At 62.4% G+C, this 19461-nt stretch carries 22 protein-coding genes; 13 read left to right on the top strand and 9 right to left on the bottom strand.

Translation table 11 applies throughout. The features are described from left to right. The 6 genes from ARUE_RS15775 (at position 1) to ARUE_RS15750 (ending at position 4614) form a co-directional block, all read left to right on the top strand. Complete coding sequence (locus ARUE_RS15775) at positions 1–921, top strand: DUF2797 domain-containing protein (RefSeq protein ID WP_014922415.1); 921 nt, start codon at positions 1–3, stop codon at positions 919–921. Positions 922–1024: 103 nt separating this feature from the next. Continuing rightward, positions 1025–1249: a DUF3188 domain-containing protein gene (locus ARUE_RS15770; protein ID WP_011775645.1), complete on the top strand. Its 225-nt coding sequence runs from the start codon at positions 1025–1027 to the stop codon at positions 1247–1249. 58 nt (positions 1250–1307) lie between these two features. Then, complete coding sequence (locus ARUE_RS15765) at positions 1308–1757, top strand: MaoC family dehydratase N-terminal domain-containing protein (protein WP_011775644.1); 450 nt, start codon at positions 1308–1310, stop codon at positions 1755–1757. Positions 1758–1759: 2 nt separating this feature from the next. Further along, complete coding sequence (locus ARUE_RS15760; protein WP_011775643.1) at positions 1760–2197, top strand: MaoC family dehydratase; 438 nt, start codon at positions 1760–1762, stop codon at positions 2195–2197. Between the two features lie 50 nt (positions 2198–2247). Then, on the top strand, positions 2248–3537 hold the full coding sequence (locus tag ARUE_RS15755; RefSeq protein ID WP_286139767.1) for an MFS transporter: 1290 nt from the start codon (positions 2248–2250) through the stop codon (positions 3535–3537). Between the two features lie 9 nt (positions 3538–3546). Further along, positions 3547–4614 carry a UDP-N-acetylmuramate dehydrogenase gene (locus ARUE_RS15750; protein ID WP_011775641.1) on the top strand — a complete coding sequence of 356 codons (1068 nt, stop codon included), beginning with the start codon at positions 3547–3549 and terminating at the stop codon, positions 4612–4614. 95 nt (positions 4615–4709) lie between these two features. Here ARUE_RS15750 and ARUE_RS15745 read toward each other — a convergent pair whose 3' ends face one another. Then, positions 4710–5189 carry a hypothetical protein gene (locus ARUE_RS15745; protein ID WP_014922413.1) on the bottom strand — a complete coding sequence of 160 codons (480 nt, stop codon included), beginning with the start codon at positions 5187–5189 and terminating at the stop codon, positions 4710–4712. 85 nt (positions 5190–5274) lie between these two features. Between ARUE_RS15745 and ARUE_RS15740 the strand changes: the two genes are divergently transcribed. Both ARUE_RS15740 and ARUE_RS24750 read left to right on the top strand, forming a co-directional pair. Further along, positions 5275–6405 (top strand): winged helix DNA-binding domain-containing protein, encoded by a 1131-nt coding sequence (locus ARUE_RS15740; protein WP_014922412.1) that lies wholly within the window; start codon positions 5275–5277, stop codon positions 6403–6405. Positions 6406–7038: 633 nt separating this feature from the next. Further along, positions 7039–7548, top strand: coding sequence for a DUF559 domain-containing protein (locus tag ARUE_RS24750; protein WP_286139766.1), 510 nt, complete (start codon positions 7039–7041; stop codon positions 7546–7548). A 13-nt stretch (positions 7549–7561) separates the two neighbouring features. On the opposite strand, the gene asd is transcribed toward ARUE_RS24750, so the two are convergent. From asd to ARUE_RS15715, 4 genes are all read right to left on the bottom strand, one after another. After that, complete coding sequence (gene asd, locus ARUE_RS15730; protein WP_011775637.1) at positions 7562–8704, bottom strand: aspartate-semialdehyde dehydrogenase; 1143 nt, start codon at positions 8702–8704, stop codon at positions 7562–7564. A 106-nt stretch (positions 8705–8810) separates the two neighbouring features. Beyond that, a complete protein-coding gene (locus ARUE_RS15725; RefSeq protein WP_011775636.1) occupies positions 8811–9032 on the bottom strand; it encodes an NF038396 family protein in 222 nt (73 codons plus the stop codon). A 10-nt stretch (positions 9033–9042) separates the two neighbouring features. Then, positions 9043–9642, bottom strand: a complete 600-nt coding sequence (locus ARUE_RS15720; protein ID WP_014922409.1) for a dihydrofolate reductase — start codon at positions 9640–9642, stop codon at positions 9043–9045. After that, entirely contained in the window at positions 9639–10442 is an 804-nt protein-coding gene (locus ARUE_RS15715) for a thymidylate synthase (RefSeq protein ID WP_011775634.1), read from the bottom strand. The genes ARUE_RS15720 and ARUE_RS15715 overlap by 4 nt, the downstream gene beginning before the upstream one ends. A 329-nt stretch (positions 10443–10771) precedes the next feature. Here ARUE_RS15715 and ARUE_RS15710 point away from each other — a divergent pair, with 329 nt between their 5' ends. Together ARUE_RS15710 and ARUE_RS15705 are read left to right on the top strand one after the other, a co-directional pair. Continuing rightward, the gene (locus ARUE_RS15710; RefSeq protein WP_011775633.1) at positions 10772–11116 is read left to right on the top strand and encodes a WXG100 family type VII secretion target; all 345 of its coding nucleotides are present in this window, start codon (positions 10772–10774) and stop codon (positions 11114–11116) included. A gap of 82 nt (positions 11117–11198) precedes the next feature. Next, positions 11199–11531, top strand: a complete 333-nt coding sequence (locus tag ARUE_RS15705; RefSeq protein WP_014922407.1) for a hypothetical protein — start codon at positions 11199–11201, stop codon at positions 11529–11531. Positions 11532–11668: 137 nt separating this feature from the next. Here the strand turns inward: ARUE_RS15705 and ARUE_RS15700 are convergent, their stop codons facing one another. The 4 genes from ARUE_RS15700 to ARUE_RS15685 form a co-directional block, all read right to left on the bottom strand. Next, a complete protein-coding gene (locus ARUE_RS15700) occupies positions 11669–12637 on the bottom strand; it encodes an NUDIX hydrolase (protein ID WP_011775631.1) in 969 nt (322 codons plus the stop codon). 8 nt (positions 12638–12645) lie between these two features. Continuing rightward, entirely contained in the window at positions 12646–14895 is a 2250-nt protein-coding gene (locus ARUE_RS15695) for an RNA degradosome polyphosphate kinase (RefSeq protein WP_011775630.1), read from the bottom strand. Between the two features lie 103 nt (positions 14896–14998). After that, positions 14999–15970, bottom strand: a complete 972-nt coding sequence (mshD, locus tag ARUE_RS15690; RefSeq protein WP_014922405.1) for a mycothiol synthase — start codon at positions 15968–15970, stop codon at positions 14999–15001. A gap of 231 nt (positions 15971–16201) precedes the next feature. Further along, complete coding sequence (locus ARUE_RS15685) at positions 16202–16900, bottom strand: winged helix-turn-helix transcriptional regulator (protein ID WP_011775628.1); 699 nt, start codon at positions 16898–16900, stop codon at positions 16202–16204. 262 nt (positions 16901–17162) lie between these two features. Between ARUE_RS15685 and ARUE_RS15680 the strand changes: the two genes are divergently transcribed. The 3 genes from ARUE_RS15680 to ARUE_RS15670 all read left to right on the top strand — a co-directional run bounded on the left by ARUE_RS15680 (position 17163) and on the right by ARUE_RS15670 (position 19431). Beyond that, positions 17163–17897 (top strand): hypothetical protein, encoded by a 735-nt coding sequence (locus ARUE_RS15680; RefSeq protein ID WP_014922403.1) that lies wholly within the window; start codon positions 17163–17165, stop codon positions 17895–17897. 165 nt (positions 17898–18062) lie between these two features. Continuing rightward, complete coding sequence (locus ARUE_RS15675) at positions 18063–18662, top strand: nitrobindin family protein (protein ID WP_011775625.1); 600 nt, start codon at positions 18063–18065, stop codon at positions 18660–18662. Between the two features lie 49 nt (positions 18663–18711). After that, complete coding sequence (locus ARUE_RS15670) at positions 18712–19431, top strand: flavodoxin family protein (protein WP_011775624.1); 720 nt, start codon at positions 18712–18714, stop codon at positions 19429–19431. Positions 19432–19461: the final 30 nt, after the last annotated feature.

The following is a 19461-nucleotide window of genomic DNA, read 5'->3' as shown; positions in this document are numbered from 1 at the left end:
ATGCTGGTCCACGGAGTCGCTTGGGACTCTACGTCCCCCTCGTTGCGAATTTTCACACCGAACGCGGAGTTCACTGATGTTGCGTTGGCCCGGGGCTCAGCCCTGGGCCTGCGCGTTATCCCTGGCTTGTGGTGTCTTGGCCACACCAAGGTTCACGGTCCGGGGGAGCGCACCCATGTTCCCTGCCGTAGTGGTTCTCCGGCCGAGCGTGGAAAGCAGTGCGGGGCCTGCTTTGCGCGGGACGACTCCCGGCTGATGCACGATTTTCACCGGGGCACGTCCGTTCCCACCGGTCTCCGGGCCTACCTGATGCAACCGCACTGGCTCTATGTGGCCACGTTCGCGAACGGTGCCACCAAAGTGGGGACCGCCTCTGCCCCCCGCAAGTGGAACAGGCTCGCTGAGCAGGGCGCTGTGCACGCCTCCTATGTAGCGCATGCCGAAGACGGCCGTGTTGTTCGCATTCTCGAGGACATGGTGACGCGCGAGCTCGGCCTCGTCCAGCAGGTCCGTTCCGCTTCCAAAGCCGCGGGACTCGTGGAGCCGCGTGCCGGCGTCGAGCTTCTGTCGTTGAATCGTCAGCACGCCGGTAGGGTGCGCGAGTTGCTCGGTGGCTTGGCCATGACTGGTTACGCCGTTGTGGAGGAAGAGTGGGACCGGCCGGCTTTGGCTGAGCGGCTCTGTGTTGCGGGTGCCGAAGGCGGACGCCGCCATCCGTACCCGGCAACGTTCGACGGCGGCGGGCACGGTTTGCGGATCCACTCACTGTCCGGGGCGGTGGCCTTGGCGGGCCTGCCGGACGCTTCGGGTAGCGAGGTGGAGGGCAGCTTCGTGGCTGACCTGGGCGCGTTGAAGGGCCGCAAGATCGAGTTCGGCCCCCACATCACGGAAATTCCGGCGCTGCAGGACTCGCTCTTCTAGCCTTTTCCCCGCGAGGGGCGACATCTCGGGGGTAAGTTCGCCCCTTTCCCGCGAGAGCTAACCCCTCGCGAACCCACCAACCACGCCCCGGTAGACTTGGACGGTGCTAGAAGAATTTTGGGCCACCGCCTCCACGTCATACAAAGCGTTGGTTTTCAGCGCCATGGGGCTGATCGCCGTCGGACTCATCCTGTCCATTGTGGGGAACACGTCCGGTAACCAAGGCTTGGCCATTGCTTCGTTGCCCATCATTGGTGTCGGGCTGCTGCTCCACGTTGCAGGGCTGGTAGTGCGGGGCCAGAAGATCCGCAAAAGCTACAAGAAGTAACTCCTTCACCTCAGCAGCGCGCTGCACCCGCGCTCCCTCGGCCCGATAGGGTTGGAGCATGAGTATTAATCCGGACCTGCAGGGCCGAAGCTACCCTGCCGCAGAGGTATACGACGTCGGCCGAGAAAAGATCCGCGAGTTCGCCAAGGCCGTGAAAGCCAGCAACCCCGCGCACTTCGATGTTGAGGCTGCCAAGGCCTTGGGCCACAGCGACCTCGTCGCCCCGCCTACGTTTGCCATCATCGTCGCCCAGCGTGCTGACGCCCAATTGGTCCAGGACCCGGAGTCGGGCATCGACTTCTCCCGGGTGGTCCACGCCGACCAGAGGTTCACGCACCACCGGCCGATCGTCGCCGGCGACCGCCTTGTGGCAGAACTGCACGTTGACGGCGTCCGGGCCATGGGCGGGGGAGCCATGATCACTACACGTTCCGAGATTTCCACCGAGGCGGGCGAAAAGGTCGCCACTACAACGTCGTCCATCCTGGTCCGCGGAGAGGGACAGTAACCATGAGCCCTACATTCGAAGAACTGACGGTCGGCCAGGAAATCGGCACCCGCAGCATCGACGTCACCCGCCAGGACCTGGTCAAGTACGCAGGAGCTTCGGGCGACTTCAACCCGATCCACTGGAACGAATCGTTCGCAACCTCCGTGGAGCTTCCGGGCGTCATCGCCCACGGCATGTTCACCATGGGTGCCGCAGTGCAGTTGGTGAGCGACTGGGCAGGCGACCCCGCCGCCGTCGTCGACTACCAGACCCGCTTCACCAAACCCGTCCTCGTCACGGATACCACCGGCACCGATCAGGCAGGCGCGGTCATCGACGTCACCGGTGTGGTGGGAGCGCTCGACGACGATGCTCGCACAGCTCGCATCGACCTCACCGTCGTTGCGGCCGGACAGAAGGTCCTCATGAAGTCGCAGGCGGTTGTGAAGGTCTCTTGAACCGCCCGAACACCACTCATAGCAGCAAACCGTGCGCCACACCGACTGAAATGTCGCGGTGGCGCGCCGCTGTTCTTGCCTCCTACGCAGCCAGTGGCATCGCGTTCGCAACCTGGGTATCGCGCCTGCCAGCCATCCGCGACGGACTGAATCTCACTCCGGGCGGCATCGGCCTCTTGCTGATGTGCATGACGGTGGCGTCGTTCATCTCGATCTCAGCCTCGGGGCTGATTGTGCTACGGCTCGGTCCCAAACTGACCACGAGGATCGGCAGTTGCATGGTGGGTGCGGGTCTTGTCACCGTGGGTGTTGGCACCTCGATTGCAGCCAATTCACTGGTGGTGGCAGCAGGCTTGGTAGTCCTTGGCTTGGGCACCGCCAGCTGGAACACTGCGTCCAATGTGGAAGGGGCGTCGCTGGAACGCGAGTTGGAGCGGCACATCATGCCGCACCTGCACGGCGCGTTCAGCCTCGGAACGGTGGCCGCTGCAGGCTTCGGCGCCTGGGCAGCCGCCATCCACATGCCCGTGTTCTGGCATTTCCTGATCTCGGGCGTTGTAGTGACTACTTCGGTTGTCACCGCTGGTTTCTGGTTCCGCGCGGAAAAGACCGCTGCAGCCACGCAAACTTACCGGCCCGTACAAACGGATACCTTCCAGGATCCCTCCACCGGGCCGCTGCCGATCATCACCTCCGAATCAGCCCAGCGAGACGCCAGCGAGGCCACAGCTCCGCTGGACAACAAGCGGCTGGTTGCCCTTGCCTGGCGTGACCGCCGGACTTTGCTCATTGGAGTTCTTGTCCTCGGCTTGGCCTTGGCCGAAGGAGCCGCCGGGGACTGGGTTGCTCTGGCTCTGGCCGACGGCTATGGGCAGTCTGACGCGGCGGGCGCTGTCGGCTACGGACTCTTCGTCACGTTCATGACCATCGGCCGCTTCACCGGGACTGTCATCTTGGATCGTTTTGGGCGTGTGGTGGTGATGCGCTGGTGCTCGGCTACCGCCGTCGTGGGTCTTTCGCTTTTCGTATTTTCTCCGGTCCCGTGGCTCGCGTTCGTGGCGTTGGCCGTATGGGGCCTGGGTGCCTCACTCGGGTTCCCCGTGGGGATGTCCGCGGCTGCCGATGATCCCGTTCACGCTGCGGCCCGGGTGTCCGTGGTATCCACCATCGGCTACGGTGCTTTCTTGTGTGGTCCTCCGCTCCTGGGGCTGCTGGCTGAACATTTTGGCATCCTGCATTCGCTGCTGGCGCCCTTGGTGCTGCTGGTGGTCAGCTTCTTCCTGGCACCCCTGGCCGGCCAAAAGACGGGGAAGTCCGCGCAGCCCAACGAAGCCCGTTAGGCTTGATTGGTGACCCAAACGCTGCTTTCCGAACTGACCACCGCTGCCGTTGGCGGCCCCGCGGGCAACTATGTTGAGGCCCGCACCGAAGCGGAGATTATCGACGCCGTCCGGTCGGCTGACGCTGCAGGCGAAAAACTCCTGATCATCGGCGGTGGGTCCAACCTGCTGATCTCCGACGACGGCTACCCCGGTACCGTCCTGAAGATCGCCTCCGAGGGTTTCACCGTGAACTCCGAAGACAGCTGCGGAGGCGTGTCAGTGGTAGTGCAGGCAGGCCACAACTGGGACGCCCTGGTAGAACACTCCGTGCTGCACGCCTGGTCCGGACTGGAAGCACTGTCCGGAATTCCGGGAGCCACCGGAGCCACCCCCGTGCAGAACGTCGGAGCGTACGGAGCAGATGTTTCACAAACCATTGCCGCTGTCCGCACATGGGACCGCGAACGCAACGCAGTGCAGACATTCACCAACTCCGAGCTCAAGTTCGGATACCGCGACTCCATCTTGAAGCAGACCACCGTCGAGGGATCGCCCCGCTATGTTGTGCTGACCGTGGAGTTCCAGTTGCCGCTGGGACGAATGAGTGCCCCCATCAGGTACGGTGAGCTGGCCCGCGTGCTGGGCGTAGAGGCCGGCAAGCGGGCGTACTCCAACGATGTGCGGCGGGAAGTCCTCCGGCTCCGCGCGTCCAAGGGCATGGTCCTGGACTCAGAAGACCGCGACACCTATTCCACGGGTTCGTTCTTCACCAACCCGATCGTGCCTGCGGAGCGTGCGTCGGTTTTGCCGGAGAACGCGCCCAAGTATCCCGCTGGTGACGACGGCCTGGTGAAATTGTCCGCTGCCTGGCTGATCGATCAGGCTGGATTCGGTAAGGGCTTCGGGCTCGAGGAATCCAGTGTCTCCGGCGGACGGGCTTCCCTGTCCACCAAGCACACCCTGGCAATCACCAACAGGGGTTCAGCCTCCGCCGCCGACATGGTGGCCATCGCGCGTGAGGTGCGTTCCGGCGTCGTCGAACGTTTTGGCATTGAACTGCACCCGGAACCATTGCTGATTGGCGTCAGCCTCTAGCGGGCTTGGCTTTCACCGCTTCGCGAGGGGTAAGCTCTCGGGACTTTGGGCGTGCGATACGGCCGAGACGTCGCCCCTCGGCGAAGGGACCCAACTCAGCGTGTGCGGCGCTCGGCGATCGGCAACACCTTGTTGAGCAGCAGGAACGTAAGCCCGCAGCTGACCGATCCCAATAAGAAGATCTGGCTGAACGCGATACTCTGCGGCGACGGCCCGCTGGGCATGAACAGGCCGGCAGTGGCGAAGCCGACCAAACCCAGGAGCAGGACGATCGCTCCGAGCAGGAAGCTGCGGACCTGTGCTGCAGCTGCCGGATAAAACCAAGGTTCGGGCGCGTCGTCGTCGCGATCGGCTACTGGCTGGGTGGCGGCAGCGGTTCCGATGAGCAGCGCGGCCGCCGCAGTTGCCACCAAGCTGACTGTCTGGATGGCTTGCATTGAAGGGGACAAGCTGACGCCCGTCCCAACAGCCACGATCAGCCCTGCGCCCAGCCCGACGAGCGTGCAGAACCAACCGGTGGTAGCCAACCACCGGCTCATCGGCCGCACAAACGGAGCAAGATCACCAAAAAGCATGAATCCATCCTAGGATCTGCTGCTGGGTGACGGCTGGGAGGCTCGGCAAGGTTCCCTGTGCTCGCTGGTCCTTTTACGATAAAGCATGCCTGCCGAGAGAACGAACCCCGCTCCGCGCGTCTTGGGCCGAATGCGGCTCGCCAGCCAAGGCCTGTTGGGCGACGGCTTTCCTGGAGTTCCGGAGGCGGTCCGGTGGATGACAGCCATGCAGGCGCAGGATCTTGGCTCAGCCTTGTGGGCGGTTGGGCAGCGCGTTCCAGGCACGGCTGCATCGGACGTCAGGGCCGCCCTTGACGCCGGGACGGTGGTCCGCTCATGGCCCATGCGCGGGACGCTGCATTTGCTCGCGCCCGAAGATCTTCGCTGGATCCTGGGCATCACGAGTGACCGATTGATGAATTCGACGGCGGGCCGACACCGCGAACTCAACATCACGCCCGACGACATCAGGCATTGCCGGGACATAGCTTTCAAAACCGCCGAGGTCCTCAAAGCGGAGGGGGCGCCAGGAGCAAGCAGGGAGCAGCTGTTCCAGGCGTTCGAGGAAGCCGGCCAAATCACCAAGGCACGACGGGGGATCCACCTCTTGGGCAGCCTTTGCCAGCGCGCCTGGTTGGTCCAAGGACCGATGGCGGGGTCCAACGGCAAAGTGGGTGTGCAGCAACTGTTCGTGCCGTTCGGCGAGTGGATTCCGAACTCGAGGGAACTGGGACGTGAGGAAGGCATCGCCGAGCTTCTCTTTCGCTACGTCCTGAGCCACGGCCCTGCCACCATCAAGGATTTTTCGTGGTGGAGCCAGGTGCCCCTTACAGAGGCGCGTGCCGCCCTCAAGGAGGTACAGGACCGCCTGGTTGAAATGCAGTTCGGAGGCACCGCCTATTGGCTCTCGCCGGACACGGCAGCAATGCTCGACGACGGCGTCCCCGGCTCGCGCTCGTTGCTGGCGCTCCCGGGTTTCGACGAATTCCTTCTCGGATACCAGGACAGGAGCCTCGTGCTGGCTCCGGAGCATGCGGAGTTGGTGGTGCCGGGCAAGAACGGAGTGTTCAAACGGATCATGGTGTCCGGCGGAGAAGTGGTGGGAACGTGGGCCAGGACCGTGAGCGGCAAGACCATAGGCGTCGCTCCGGAGCCGTTCGCGGGGTGGTTGGGTCCGGCCGCTGAGCGCTCGTTCCAAGCTCAGGGACGGGCCTACCTGAAGTTCATGGCAGGCTGAGTTGGAGCCTCACGAACGCGTTGGCGGCCCGCAATTACGTTGCTGGCCAGCAACGTAATTGCGGCAGCACAACGAGTTTGTCCACATATGATGCCCGGCAGCTCGTTTCACAGCCCGCCCCGGACACACGATGGGCCGATGCAACGCAAAAAACTAGATGTATTGATCGCCAGCCATTGGCCGGACGCCGTCATTGCCACCACCACGGATCTCGCATTGAGAGGGCTGAGTGACCGGGTTTTGACCCTGGGCGTACGCTCCGGAATGCTGATCAGGCTCCGGCGTGGTGCCTACATTCGGACACTGGATTGGCGAACACAGAAACCGTGGGAGCAAGACCTGCTGCGGATACAGGCACATCATTCCAATGTGGGCCGCAGAAGCGTCTACAGTCATGCAAGTGCCGCCCGGCTGCATGGGTGCTCTCCGTGGGGTGCGGGTTCCACGGTTCACGTCACCGTGCCGTTTTCACCTGCCCAGGCAAGCTCTGGTGAGGACGTCACAGCCCACGGCGGCCATTTGGAGCCGTCGGAAATGGTTGAGTTACAGGCGTCGTGGCCCCGGCCCGTACGTGTCACCAGTTTGGAGCGTACTGTCGTTGATTGTGCCCGGACCATGGACTTGGAAAGGGCTGTGGTTATCGCAGATCAAGCGCTCCGCCGCGGTGCGAATCAGCTGCTGCTTCAAACCTATGTGGACAGCGGCCGCATCACGCGGGGTGTTCGACGAGTGCGCCGTGTCCTTGAAGCGATGGATGCCAGATCCGAATCGGTGGGGGAGACCCGGACACGGATTCTGCTGAGCAGGCTTGGCATCCGGGACGCCGTCCTTCAACTCGAGGTGGAAACCCCGCTCGGGCGATACCGGGGAGACTTCGGCTGGGAGGACCGTCGAGTGATTCTTGAGTTTGACGGCCGCGCCAAGTATTTCGACTACGCACCTACTGACGAGGTCCTTTTCAACGAACGTCGTCGGGAAAAGGCCCTTGCGGGCTCTGGCTGGGAAGTTTTCCGGATTGATTGGGAACAACTCAGCAGGCCGTGGGAAGTGGAACGGAAGCTAAAAGCGGCGTTGGAGCGGAGGCCCTATTATCGTGGAAAAACCGCTGTCCCGAGGCCAAGTAGCAACGGAACAGCGGGTTAGAGACGTGGCAGGACTAGAGCTTGCCCGTCACGATGTTGAGCATGCGGCGGAGCGGCTCGGCTGCACCCCACAGGAGCTGGTCTCCCACGGTGAAGGCGCTGATGTACTCCGGGCCCATTTCGAGCTTGCGGATACGGCCCACCGGGATGTCCAAGGTTCCGGACGCTGCCACAGGGGTCAGGTCCGCCATGGAGGCTTCCTTGGTGTTGGGAACAACCTTGGCCCATTCGTTGTCCTTGGCCAGGAGGTTCTCGATTTCCGTCACGGACAGGTCTTCGCGCAGCTTGAGCGTGAGGGCCTGGGAGTGTGAACGCATGGCGCCGATGCGGATGCACAGGCCGTCCATGGCGATGTGGTCCTTACCTGCGGTGCCGTTGCCGGTGCCGAGAATTTTGTTGGTCTCTACTCCGGCTTTCCACTCTTCCTTGGACTGGCCGTTGCCCAGGTCGGCATCGATCCACGGAATGAGGGAGCCGGCCAGGGGCACGCCAAACTGGGTGGCGTCAACGCCGGTGCGCTGGGCCGCGAGGACCTTGTGGTCGATCTCGAGAATGGCGGACGCGGGATCGTCCAGTTCGCTGCTGACCTCGTTGTTGAGGGTGCCGAACTGGTTGAGGAGTTCACGCATGTGCCGGGCCCCGCCACCTGAAGCCGCCTGGTACGTCATGGAGGTGCCCCACTCGACCAGGTTGTTCTTGAACAGGCCGCCGAGGCCCATCAGCATGCAGGAAACCGTACAGTTGCCGCCGATGAAGTCCTTCACACCACCGGACAGTCCGGCGTCGATGACATCGCGGTTGATGGGGTCCAGCACGATGATCGAGTCGTCGTTCATGCGCAGCGTGGAAGCAGCATCGATCCACAGGCCATCCCAGCCGCGGTTGCGGAGTTCGCCGTGGACCTGCTTGGTGTAGTCGCCACCTTGGGCGGTGACAATAATCGGCAGCTTGGCCAGCGTCTCAATATCGAACGCATCCTCGAGCTTGCCGGCCCCATCAGCGAAGGACGGGGCGGCACCTCCTGCGTTCGAGGTGGAGAAAAATACCGGGTTGATGTTGGCGAAGTCGTTCTCGTCCTGCATGCGCTGCATCAGGACGGAGCCGACCATGCCACGCCAACCGACCAGTCCAACGGACGGATTAGCTGCTGTAGTCATTCACCAAGTCTAAACTTTCGGAGCACACCGCCGCTGTTGGTTACGTCACGCAGGTCAAGCACGACGACGGAACTCGCCACAGCGGCCCGCAAGCCGCCCGCCCGGGCTAGTGGCCGGCGTCGGGCTCTTGGAGAAGTACGGCCTTGCGCTTGCGCAGGGCGAAGAACGCCCCAAAGGTAAATACCTGTGTGACAACGATCAGCACTATGATCCCGGCAATTTTGTTGCCACCCAGGATCATGGTGAGCCCCACGATGGCAGAGATCAGGGCGAAAAGCGGCAGCAGCATGTAGCCCAGCACGAACAGGGTTTCGGGTTTCTTCAACATGCAGGCTTTCCTAGCTTTCTGTCCGGCGCCATGTGGTGAACCGGTAGTTGGTGCCGTTCTTGGCGGTGAGCCAGCCGTCGGCGGGGGCTACGGCGTCGAAGGTCCAATCATCACCGAGCTCGGGGGCATAGGTGTCACCCTCCAGGTCTGCGTCGATGATGGTGATGACCGCCAGGTTGGCGATGCCCATGGATTGTTCAAAGATTTCGCCGCCGCCGATGATCCAGACCTTCTGGCCACCCGGTGCGAACTGCGATTCCAGCAGCGCGGCGTCAAGGGAGGAAACCACGACGGCGCCCTCCGCCTCGGGCGTGGACCCCCACTCTGCGTTGCGGGTCACCACAATGTTGGTGCGGCCCGGGAGCGGACGGTACTTTTCGGGGAACGACAACCACGTTTTGCGGCCCATGATGACCGGGTGCCCTGTGGTGAGCTGGCTGAAGTGCTTGAGATCCTCGGGCAGGTGCCACGGCATGGCGCCGTCCTTGCCGATGACACCGGACTTTGTCTGCGCCCAGACCAGCCCGATCCCGGTCATGCTGGCCGCGGTTTCCTGGGTGAAGATAACTCCGGGAAGCTGAGCCGGAACGTCTGAAGATGAAGTGCTCATACCGCGATCGGAGCCTTGATGGTGGGGTGGTGGCGGTAGTCCACAACCTCGAAGTCATCCAGCGTGTAGTCGAAGATGGAGTCCGGCTTGCGGAGGATTTTCAGCTGCGGGTATTCATACGGTTCCCGGCTGAGTTGCTCGGCAACCTGGTCCACGTGGTTGTCATAGACGTGGACGTCTCCGCCGGTCCAGACGAATTCGCCCGGCTCGAGCCCCAGCTGCTGCGCCACCATGCGGGTGAGCAGGGCGTAGGAGGCAATGTTGAAGGGGACGCCCAGGAAGGTGTCCGCGGAGCGCTGGTACAGCTGGCAGGACAATTTGCCGTCCGCAACATAGAACTGGAAGAACGCATGGCACGGCGGCAATGCCATGTCCTTGAGTTCGGAGACGTTCCATGCGGACACGATGTGCCTGCGGGAATCCGGGTTGGCTGCCAGATTGGTCATGAGCTCGGAGATCTGGTCGATGTGTCCACCGTCGGGGGTGGGCCAGCTTCGCCACTGCACGCCATAGACGGGACCGAGCTCGCCGTCGGCATCCGCCCATTCGTCCCAGATGGAGACGCCCTGGTCCTGCATCCACTTCACGTTCGAATCGCCGCGCAGGAACCACAGGAGCTCCACCGCCACGGACTTGAAGTGGACCCGCTTGGTGGTGATCAGGGGGAAGCTTTCGGCAAGATCGAACCGCAACTGGCGGCCGAAAACGCTGCGCGTTCCGGTTCCGGTGCGGTCCGACTTGTGCGTGCCGTTAGCCATGACGTCGCGCAGAAGGTCTTCATAAGGGGTGGGGATGCTCACGAGTCCAGCTTACTTGCCAGCCTGCCGCGAAGCAGATCTATGAGCGTTTCGTCACCCAAACCCGCTTCCCGCGCCATTCCTATCAATTCGTCGACGGCGGCAATCACCAGAGAGTCTCCACTTCGCTTGCATGCCGTCGGAACACCTAGACGCGCTTCGCCACCACTCAATTTTGGTGATTTTGTCCCCTAGTCGTAGCAAAGACAGCACCTAGTTTGCTCTTTTTGACACCTAGACGGCTTCTGATGGGGGAATCTGGGCTGGCGTGGTGACCACGCCGCAGGGGCTTCGGCCCGCCACACGACCGACCACTTCACTTAGGAGATTCAATGGCCATTTTTGATATGGGTGCCGAGACGCTCGGGAATCTGAGTAAGCAAACGGACGCGTCGCATCAGGATCTCGGCGCGTTGGTGCGGCGTTTCGTGGATGCCGTGACCCCGCTGGAGGGCAAGTTCAGCGGCGCTGGCAAGGCCGCGTTCGACTCCTTCAAGAACCGCTCGGATCTGGTCGCGTCCGAGCTGAACACCGCCCTGGCCGGCATTGTCCAGGGCCAGTCCGGGATGAACACCGCTTTCACCCAGGGCGACCTGACAGCTTCGGATAACGCGCGCCGCGGGCCAAAGCTTCGAGGACGATTTTTCAGCGCAATGCCTCGATCACTGGCTGGATGAATGTAGGGATCGGTCATATACACGCGGCGTTGGATCTTGGACAACAGCAGAAATCCACGTTTTTCCTAACAAGGCTGGCCGCTTGGATGTCTTCGATGAGGAACATCTCGAACGAATGAGCAACGGCCGTTGGCACCCCGGCGGCAAGCCCGTCGGTGCACAGACTTGGGCACAACAGCTCCTTAAATACCCCCGGACCGTGGAAAACATTCCAGCGTGGATGTGGGATATCTTCCGGGCCGAGGGCGTCACGCCGCCGATCTACAACCCCGAGTTCAACTCTGTGGATTGGAAGAACCGGCGCCGCCCTGTGAGGGAGCGCGGAACGGACCTCTCCGTCGAACCAACAATTATCGATCCGTCCAAAGAGCCAGGCTTCTGGACGAATCTCAGCAAGAAACTCTTCGGCAGCTAGGACGGCCGAGGTCATCGTCCGGGTGTTCGAACCTTGCCGACCCTGTTGCAGGACTGCCTCGGCGGCAGGGAAACCACGTGACAGCCTGCAACAGTTCGGCATATCGACATCGGAGAACGAAACTCCCCGCCGCCCAGCTAGTCGTCGAAAGGCTTGACCTGCTCCACGGACACAATCTTCCGTTCGGACCCCCGCGCTACCTGGCACACGATGACCTCACCCGGCGACAGATAGGGGTCTGCGGAAGGAAGTAGGGCACGCAGGGTTTGCGACATGTGCTGACCCAGCTGCTTCAGCGCCGTGGGCAGGGCGGGGCGATGCGTGCACACGGCGATCGGCAGCTGCTTGTCGAACAAGGCCTCAACTGCGGCAGCCGTCTTCTTGGGGGAGCGCTGATGGGTGTGCTCGGTGAGTGCTTCCACCAGTTTCACCTTGACGCCGCTGGCCTTGGCGTAGGGGGCGATAGTGGCCACACAACGGGCCCAGGGACTGGTCACTACCCGCTGCGGCTTCCACACTTCCAAAAGGCGCTGGACAGCAACTGCCTGCCGCTGGCCCGTGGCTGCCAAGGGGCGATCGCCCTCGGCTTTGGTCCATGAGGACCGCGGCTTCGCCTTGGCATGGCGGATCAGCACCAACGGCCACGTGTCCAATTCCCCGCGGACATGGGCCTTCTCGAGGTATTCCAGCGGCTCCACGTCCGACGGGTTGCTCAGGAAGCTGGCTGCCCGGTCCGGGCTGCACCACATGACGCTGTCCACTTCTTTGCCGTCGGGCCGAAGCTGCGCTCCATTGACCTTGACGGCCCAGTAGCGGACAACCTTCAGTCCGGCAGCCACATGGTAGTGAATCGCCGGAAGCGGGATGCCCAATGGGGCCTGGAGCCCGATCTCTTCCCACACCTCACGTGCGGCGCACTCCGGAACTGTCTCGCCGGCGTCGAGTTTTCCTTTGGGCCATGACCAATCGTCGTAACGGGGACGATGGATCAGGAGGACCTCAAGAGCGCCTTTGGTGACGCGCCAGGGAATGGCGCCGGCGGCTACAACGGCCACCGGCTCGCCGGGGTGGTCTGTTTGATCCGCCACGGGGGTATCGCTGTTCAATTCGGTCCTTACCGCCGGGCCGCAGCGCGCTGGCGGGAGCGGGAAGCCAGGAGCCAGGACTGCATGTCCAGCAACGGCTTGCCCTCGTCGTCCAAGTGGTGCCTGGTCCAGTGTCCGTGATTGTCCAGATGCCAGCTGGCCGTCCCGTCGTCAACATAGCGACGCATCAGGTCCATGACGGTGGCCGTGTCTTCCTTGCTGGCCAGCTGCACCAGTGCCTCCACCCGGCGGTCCAGGTTGCGATGCATCATGTCGGCGGAGCCGATGTACACCACGGGCTCGCCACCGTTGCCAAAGGCAAAGACGCGTGAGTGTTCCAGGAAGCGGCCCAGCACGGAGCGGACCGTGATGTTCTCGCTGAGGCCCGGCACTCCCGGGCGCAGCGAGCAGATGCCGCGCACTACGACGTCAACCTTCACGCCGGCCTGCGAGGCGCGGTAGAGGGCGTCGATGATGGCTTCGTCCACCATCGAGTTGACCTTGATCTGCACCAAACCGGGGACGCCGGCACGGGCGTTGCGGATTTCGGCTTCGATTCTGTCCACCAAGCCGGCACGTACCGAGCGCGGTGCTACGAGCAACCTCTTGAACGTTGACTTCGGGGCGTAGCCGGAGAGCTGGTTGAACAGCTTGGACAGGTCTTCGCCCACTTGCTCGTTGGCGGTCAGCAGGCCAAGGTCTTCGTAATAGCGTGCTGTGCGCGGGTGGTAGTTGCCGGTGCCGATGTGGCAGTAGCGGCGCAGCCCGTCCACTTCCTGGCGCACCACCAACGACAACTTGCAGTGGGTTTTCAAACCAACAATGCCGTACACCACATGGACGCCTGCTTGCTCTAGCTTTCGTGCCCAGGAAATGTTGGCCTGCTCGTCAAAGCGGGCCTTGATTTCCACGAGGGCCAGAACCTGCTTGCCCGCTTCCGCAGCATCAATCAGGGCATCAACGATGGGGGAGTCACCGGACGTGCGGTACAACGTTTGCTTGATGGCCTGCACCTTGGGATCCGCTGCGGCCTGCTCCAGGAAGGCCTGAACGGAGGTGGAGAAGGAGTCGTAGGGGTGGTGGAGCAGGATGTCCCGGCGCCGCATGGCGGCAAAGACGTTGGCGGCCTTGGACGTCTCGGACTCGTTGAGGTACCGGGACGTGTGTGGCACGTGCTTGGGGTAGTGAAGGTCGGCGCGGTCAATGCCGCTGATTGCGGACAGGCCGCGGAGGTCCAACGGCGCGGGGACGGAGTACACCTCGGATTCTTCGACGCCAAGTTCCCGGATCAGCAGGGCCTTGATATTCGGGTTGATGTCCGTGGTGACTTCAAGGCGGACCGGCGGGCCAAAACGGCGCCGCAGGAGTTCCTTCTCCAGAGCCTGCAGCAGGTTCTCGGCGTCGTCCTCTTCTACTTCCAGGTCCTCGTTACGGGTGACGCGGAAGGTGTGGTGCTCCAGGACTTCCATGCCGGGGAAGAGCTTGTCCAGGTGGACAGCGATGACTTCTTCCAGGGCAATGAACCGGGCCACGCGGCCCGGGATGGCACCTGCGCGCGGTCCGTCCACGGAAATGAGCCGGGGTAGCTGATCCGGAACCTTCACACGGGCAAAGAGTTCCTTGTCGCTGATCGGGTTGCTCACGATCACGGCAAGGTTGAGGGAAAGACCCGAAATGTAGGGGAAGGGGTGCGCCGGGTCCACTGCCAGAGGCGTCAGGATGGGGAAGACCTTCTCCTGGAACATGATGCTGATCCGGTGGCGGGCATCCTCATCCAGTTCATTCCAGTGCATGATGTGGATGTGCTCGTAGGCCAGGGCGGGACGGATCTGCTCGGCGAAGACCCGTGCGTGGCGTTCCTGCAGCTTGTGGGCTTCTTCGCTGATCTGTTCCAGCACCTCGATGGGGCTCAGGCCCGCAGGGGAGGGCACGGCGAGCCCGGTGGCGATGCGGCGCTTGAGGCCAGCCACGCGAACCATGAAGAACTCGTCAAGGTTGGAGGCGAAGATGGAAAGAAAATTGACACGTTCCAGCAGGAAAAGGTCAGGATCTTCGGCGAGTTCCAGCACACGGGAGTTGAAGGCCAGCCAGCTCAGTTCGCGGTCCAGGAAACGGTCCGGGGTGATGTCGCCCTCGGGCTCCAGGCTCGGTGCGAATTCCGGAATGTCGATGCGGTCCTGGGTGGCTCGCGATGCCGGCACTTCCGATGATCCGAAGCGCGGGGGCAGTGTTGCGCCCTTCGAGGTGGATCCGGCGGTGCCGACGGGGTCCGGCTGCATGGGGTTCTCCTAAGCTCAGGACGGGGTTTCCTCCCACATTACAAGCAATTCCGGCGCTCGAATCCAAGATGTCACCTGCTTTCCGGCAACTGATCCCGTCAGGTTAATTTTTGGTTAAAGGCCCATACATCACATCGGTGTCCCAGCGAACAAAGCCAAGTTTCTGATATAGGGCTACTGCTGCCTCGTTGTCAGCGTCTACGTAGAGCATCACGGCATGCAGGCCCTGGTCCTGAAGGTGCTTGATGCCGGCAACCGTCAGGGCGTTGCCCAGGCCCAATCCTTGCGCCTTCGGGGTCACGCCAACCACATACACCTCGCCGATTGCCGGGTGCGGCCCTTGCCGGGGGTGGACCTTGGTCCAGTGGAAACCCAAAAGCTCACCCTCGGCATTCACGGCCAGCAGGAAGCCAGCGGGATCGAACCAATCTTCAGCCTTGCGCGCCTCTAGGTCCGCCCGCGTCATGGAACCCTGCTCGGGGTGATGGGAGAACGCAGCACTGTTGGCTGTCAGCCACGCCTGCTCATCCTGGCCCGGGACGAAGGCGCGGAGTGAAACGCCGTCCGGGAGTCCGGCGTCGGGCAGTGCAGAGGTTGAAGACATCAACCGCATTTTCCACAGTTCGCGCACCGGACCGTAGCCGAAGCGCGTGGCCAGCTCGGCGGCGGCCTCGTGGTTGCCGTGCGACCATGCACTCAATCCGCCGAGGCCCCGTTTGCCTTGCAGTGCGTCCAGCAGTCGACCTGCAACGCCCTGGTTGCGGTAGCTCGGGTGGACAGCCAGTTCCAGCACGCCGCTTTCGTCGCCATTTTCAACGACGACGGCGACGCCAGCCAGGTCTTCGGCAGTGGCGGGATCGGAATCTTCGTCCGGGGCGTACAGGACGAAGGACAGAACAGAATGATCCCCCGCGTCCGCACCGCGCAGCGTGACCAACGTCTGCTCGGAGAAGGGAGGATTCCCGTCGGACTCTCCGGCAGCAGCGGCAAGGGTCTTGACGTCCCTGAGAAGTTCGGTGTCCAAGGCTCCGGCAATGATCAGTACGGGCCAGTTTTCCGGGTGCGCGTGACTCATGATGCAAGGCTATACGCCCGGCGCAAGCCCCGGGATTTGATGTCACTGGAAATGGGAGGTAGTGTCGTTATCTCGTTCGGCTTTCCGGTTTGTCCGTAAGTCAGCACAGGGGGGATCCACCAGTGGGGTGGCCTCGATACGTTCGACCCGTATGTCCTCCACCAAGAAACGAAGAAAGAGGCCAGGATCCGTGTGGATCCTGGCCTCTTCTGTGTTTGCCCTGTTGGCCGCTTAGGCCTCGGACAGCTCATCGTCCGGGAGGCGGACAAGGGTGAGCCGGTAGCCGACGTTGCGGACCGTGCTGATCAGGTTTTCGTGGTCCACGCCCAGCTTGGCGCGAAGCCGCCGGATGTGGACGTCCACTGTCCGGGTGCCTCCGTAGTAGTCGTAGCCCCAGACTTCAGTCAGCAGTTGTTGGCGGGTAAATACGCGCCCCGGGTGCTGGGCCAGATACTTCAGGAGTTCGAATTCCTTGAACGTCAGGTTCAGGGGCTGGCCGCTGACCCGGGCGGTATAGCTTGCTTCGTCAATCACGACGCCGGCTGCCCGGATTTCGGTCTGCGTCTCCTCTTCGCCCGGCACAGCACGCGCCATGGCCAGCCTGATGCGGGCCTCGACTTCCGCGGGGCCGGCGGAGTCCAACACGATGTCATCTACTGCCCACGCGGACGAGACAGCAGCCATGCCGCCTTCCGTGAGGATCAGCATGAGGGGTGCGCTCAGGCCGGTGGCCTTCAACAACTGGGTCAATGAGCGGGCGCCCACCAGATCCTTGCGGGCATCCAGGAAGACGATATCCGTGGGATCAGTTTCCAGCAGAGCGGTGGGTTCTGCCGGGAGGATATGCACGCGGTGGTTGAGCAGTTCCAAGGCAGGCAAAATGTCCACCGAAGAGCCGGGGCTGTTCGTTAGGAGCAGGATGTGCGACATAGTTCCTCCAATGGGCTTTACGCGCATCATCGGGCGTCGAAACCGGAGTCTCACCGGTCGGTCACAGCGCGCGGGCCGCCTCTGCCCGTTGTAACGGGATCAAGGCCAACACAGTGCGCCGTTGAAGTCTGAGTATACCCACCAGTGCCCTGCGACACAGGGATTCGTGACGGGCCAACGCTGGAATTACGACATATTGGGCCGGCTTAAGGCAGGATTGTCGAGAGGTCGTTAGGCGCATCGGATTGAGGTCGGGCACACAGTGAAGTCTTGGAGCATCGGGGTATTCGGACTCGTGGCGCTCGCAGCCATCGTGGCCAGCACCTTCGTTTCCCGGGAAGCCATGGTGTGCGTAGGCATCGTAGCCTCCGCGGCTGTCGGAATCGGCTGGCCGCATTTCCTTGCCGTCCCGGCTAAGAAAACGCTGGCCGCTGTCATTGGTCTTGCAGGCGCGGGATCGGCTGTCACTGCTGCCTACAGCCCGGCGCCCGGATTCCTGGACGGTACACCGGCGTTCGCTGCCCTGGGCGTGATGGCTGTGTTCGTCGTCCAGCTCATTAGGGGCACGGGACAGGCCCAACGACTGGAATCCACTCTTGGCTGCTCTGCCGGTGTGCTGCTGAACTGCCTTGGCGCGGGTTGGATCGCCAGTGCGCGGTTCAATGGCGTCAAAGAGATGGTTCTTGTGGCGGGCCTCAGTGCCGCGGCGGCCTTGTTGGTGGGAATCATTCGTTGGCCGGACCGCATCGTGGCTCCGCTCGGCGTTGTGATGGCTGGACTGATGGGTCCGCTCGCTGGTCTCGTTTTCTCGGATATCGCTGTGCTTCCCGCCGCTTTGGTGGGCGTAGTGGTGGGATCCGTCTTGGTGTGCTTCCGGCGAATGACCACGCTCCGGAGGGGCCGCCTCAACATCCCTGCCGCCATAGGAATGGGCGTAGCGCCTGTTTGGGCTGTGGGGGCCTTGGCTTACTTCATAGACAAACTACTCATCTACTAAAGGTTAGGATTGCATCATGTCTGTACTCGCATTTGAAATTTTCTTCCTCGTTCTCCTTGGCCTGGCCAGCGTCGCCATGGCTTGGTTTGCGGGTTTTGTCGTATACCGCCTTTTCAAGGGCCAGAAGTAACCTTCTGATCCTGCAGCCCACCAGAGGTAATCGTTGTGCCTATTGAGATCCCAACAGATCTGACGCCCGAACTTGTCCCTCTTTCCTGGCTCATTGGTGAGTGGGAAGGCCGCGGCCGGCTCGGCAGCGGAGACGAGGATTCCGAGCATTTCGTCCAGCGCGTGTCCTTCACCCACAACGGGCTCCCGTACCTGCAGTACCGGGCCGAGACCTGGCTCAGTGACGATGCCGGCGAAAAGTTGCGGCCGTTGACCGTTGAGACCGGGTTCTGGGCCTTGGAACGGAAGCTGGAAGAGGGCGACGGCGGACCCGGGCTGATCCCGGCGGACATCGTCCCCGTCCTCAAGACAGCCGACGAGGTCGAGGAACGCCGCAACAAGGAGGGCGGCTTCGACATTTCGGTGTCGATCGCCCACCCCGGCGGAATTACCGAGCTCTACTACGGCCAGATCAAGGGACCCCAAATCCAGCTGAGCACCGACATGGTGATGCGCGGAAGCCACTCCAAGGAGTACACCGCGGCCACCCGGATTTTTGGCTTGGTTGATGGCAACCTCCTGTGGCGCTGGGACGTCGCTGCCAGCGGCAAGGCTCTCGAAGCGCACGCCTCGGCATTCCTCCACAAGGTTTCCTGACCCGAGGCCTCACTGTTCGTTCCACAGCAACCAGCAAAAGGAGCAGAAAGTGACCAACCTCAAACCGGAGGGCTACAGCGGGCTTAAGGCTGTCTTTTTCAATGGCACTCTGAAGCCATCGCCGCAGCTCAGCAACACCGATGGCCTGATCAAAATCAGCCGGGACATCATGGAGAAGCAGGGCGTCACCACGCGCCTCATCCGGACGGTGGACCACGACATCGCCAGTGGTGTCTATCCCGACATGCGCCAGCACGGCTGGAAGACGGATGAATGGCCGGAGATCTATCCCGATGTCCGCGACGCCGACATCGTGGTGATCGCAGGCCCCATCTGGTTGGGCGACAACTCGTCCATGACCAAGAAACTCATCGAACGGCTGTACGCCCATTCGGGCGAACTGAACAGCAAAGGCCAGTGGGCGTTCTACCCCAAGGTGGGTGGCTGCCTCATCACGGGCAATGAGGACGGCATCAAGCACTGCTCCATGAACGTGCTCTACAGCCTTCAACACATCGGCTTCACCATTCCACCCCAGGCGGACGCCGGGTGGATCGGTCCGGTCGGCCCCGGACCCAGCTATCTTGATGAAGGTTCGGGTGGGCCGGAGAGTGATTTTACTAACAGGAACACCACGTTCATGACGTGGAACCTGCTCCACATGGCCAAGCTCCTGCGGGATGCCGGGGGAATTCCTGCCTACGGCAACCTCCCGGAGGAATGGAAAGCGGGCACCAGATTCGATTTCGAAAACCCGGAATACCGCTAACCACGGAATACCGCTGAGCCGCAAGGACTT

Origin of the sequence: Arthrobacter sp. Rue61a, from assembly GCF_000294695.2 — a bacterium.
Classification (GTDB): Bacteria; Actinomycetota; Actinomycetes; order Actinomycetales; family Micrococcaceae; genus Arthrobacter; species Arthrobacter aurescens_A.
This window is presented reverse-complemented; position numbering and strand designations above follow the sequence as displayed.

Coding starts and splice junctions, on each gene's coding strand:
- ARUE_RS15760 (WP_011775643.1), top strand. CDS start 1,760: ATGAGCCCTACATTCGAAGAACTGACGGTCGGCCAGGAAATCGGCACC.
- ARUE_RS15720 (WP_014922409.1), bottom strand. CDS start 9,642: ATGAGCACTTCATCTTCAGACGTTCCGGCTCAGCTTCCCGGAGTTATC.
- ARUE_RS15745 (WP_014922413.1), bottom strand. CDS start 5,189: ATGCTTTTTGGTGATCTTGCTCCGTTTGTGCGGCCGATGAGCCGGTGG.
- ARUE_RS15740 (WP_014922412.1), top strand. CDS start 5,275: ATGCCTGCCGAGAGAACGAACCCCGCTCCGCGCGTCTTGGGCCGAATG.
- ARUE_RS15755 (WP_286139767.1), top strand. CDS start 2,248: ATGTCGCGGTGGCGCGCCGCTGTTCTTGCCTCCTACGCAGCCAGTGGC.
- ARUE_RS15685 (WP_011775628.1), bottom strand. CDS start 16,900: ATGTCGCACATCCTGCTCCTAACGAACAGCCCCGGCTCTTCGGTGGAC.
- ARUE_RS15725 (WP_011775636.1), bottom strand. CDS start 9,032: ATGTTGAAGAAACCCGAAACCCTGTTCGTGCTGGGCTACATGCTGCTG.
- asd (WP_011775637.1), bottom strand. CDS start 8,704: ATGACTACAGCAGCTAATCCGTCCGTTGGACTGGTCGGTTGGCGTGGC.
- ARUE_RS15710 (WP_011775633.1), top strand. CDS start 10,772: ATGGCCATTTTTGATATGGGTGCCGAGACGCTCGGGAATCTGAGTAAG.
- ARUE_RS15765 (WP_011775644.1), top strand. CDS start 1,308: ATGAGTATTAATCCGGACCTGCAGGGCCGAAGCTACCCTGCCGCAGAG.
- ARUE_RS15695 (WP_011775630.1), bottom strand. CDS start 14,895: ATGCAGCCGGACCCCGTCGGCACCGCCGGATCCACCTCGAAGGGCGCA.
- mshD (WP_014922405.1), bottom strand. CDS start 15,970: ATGAGTCACGCGCACCCGGAAAACTGGCCCGTACTGATCATTGCCGGA.
- ARUE_RS15775 (WP_014922415.1), top strand. CDS start 1: ATGCTGGTCCACGGAGTCGCTTGGGACTCTACGTCCCCCTCGTTGCGA.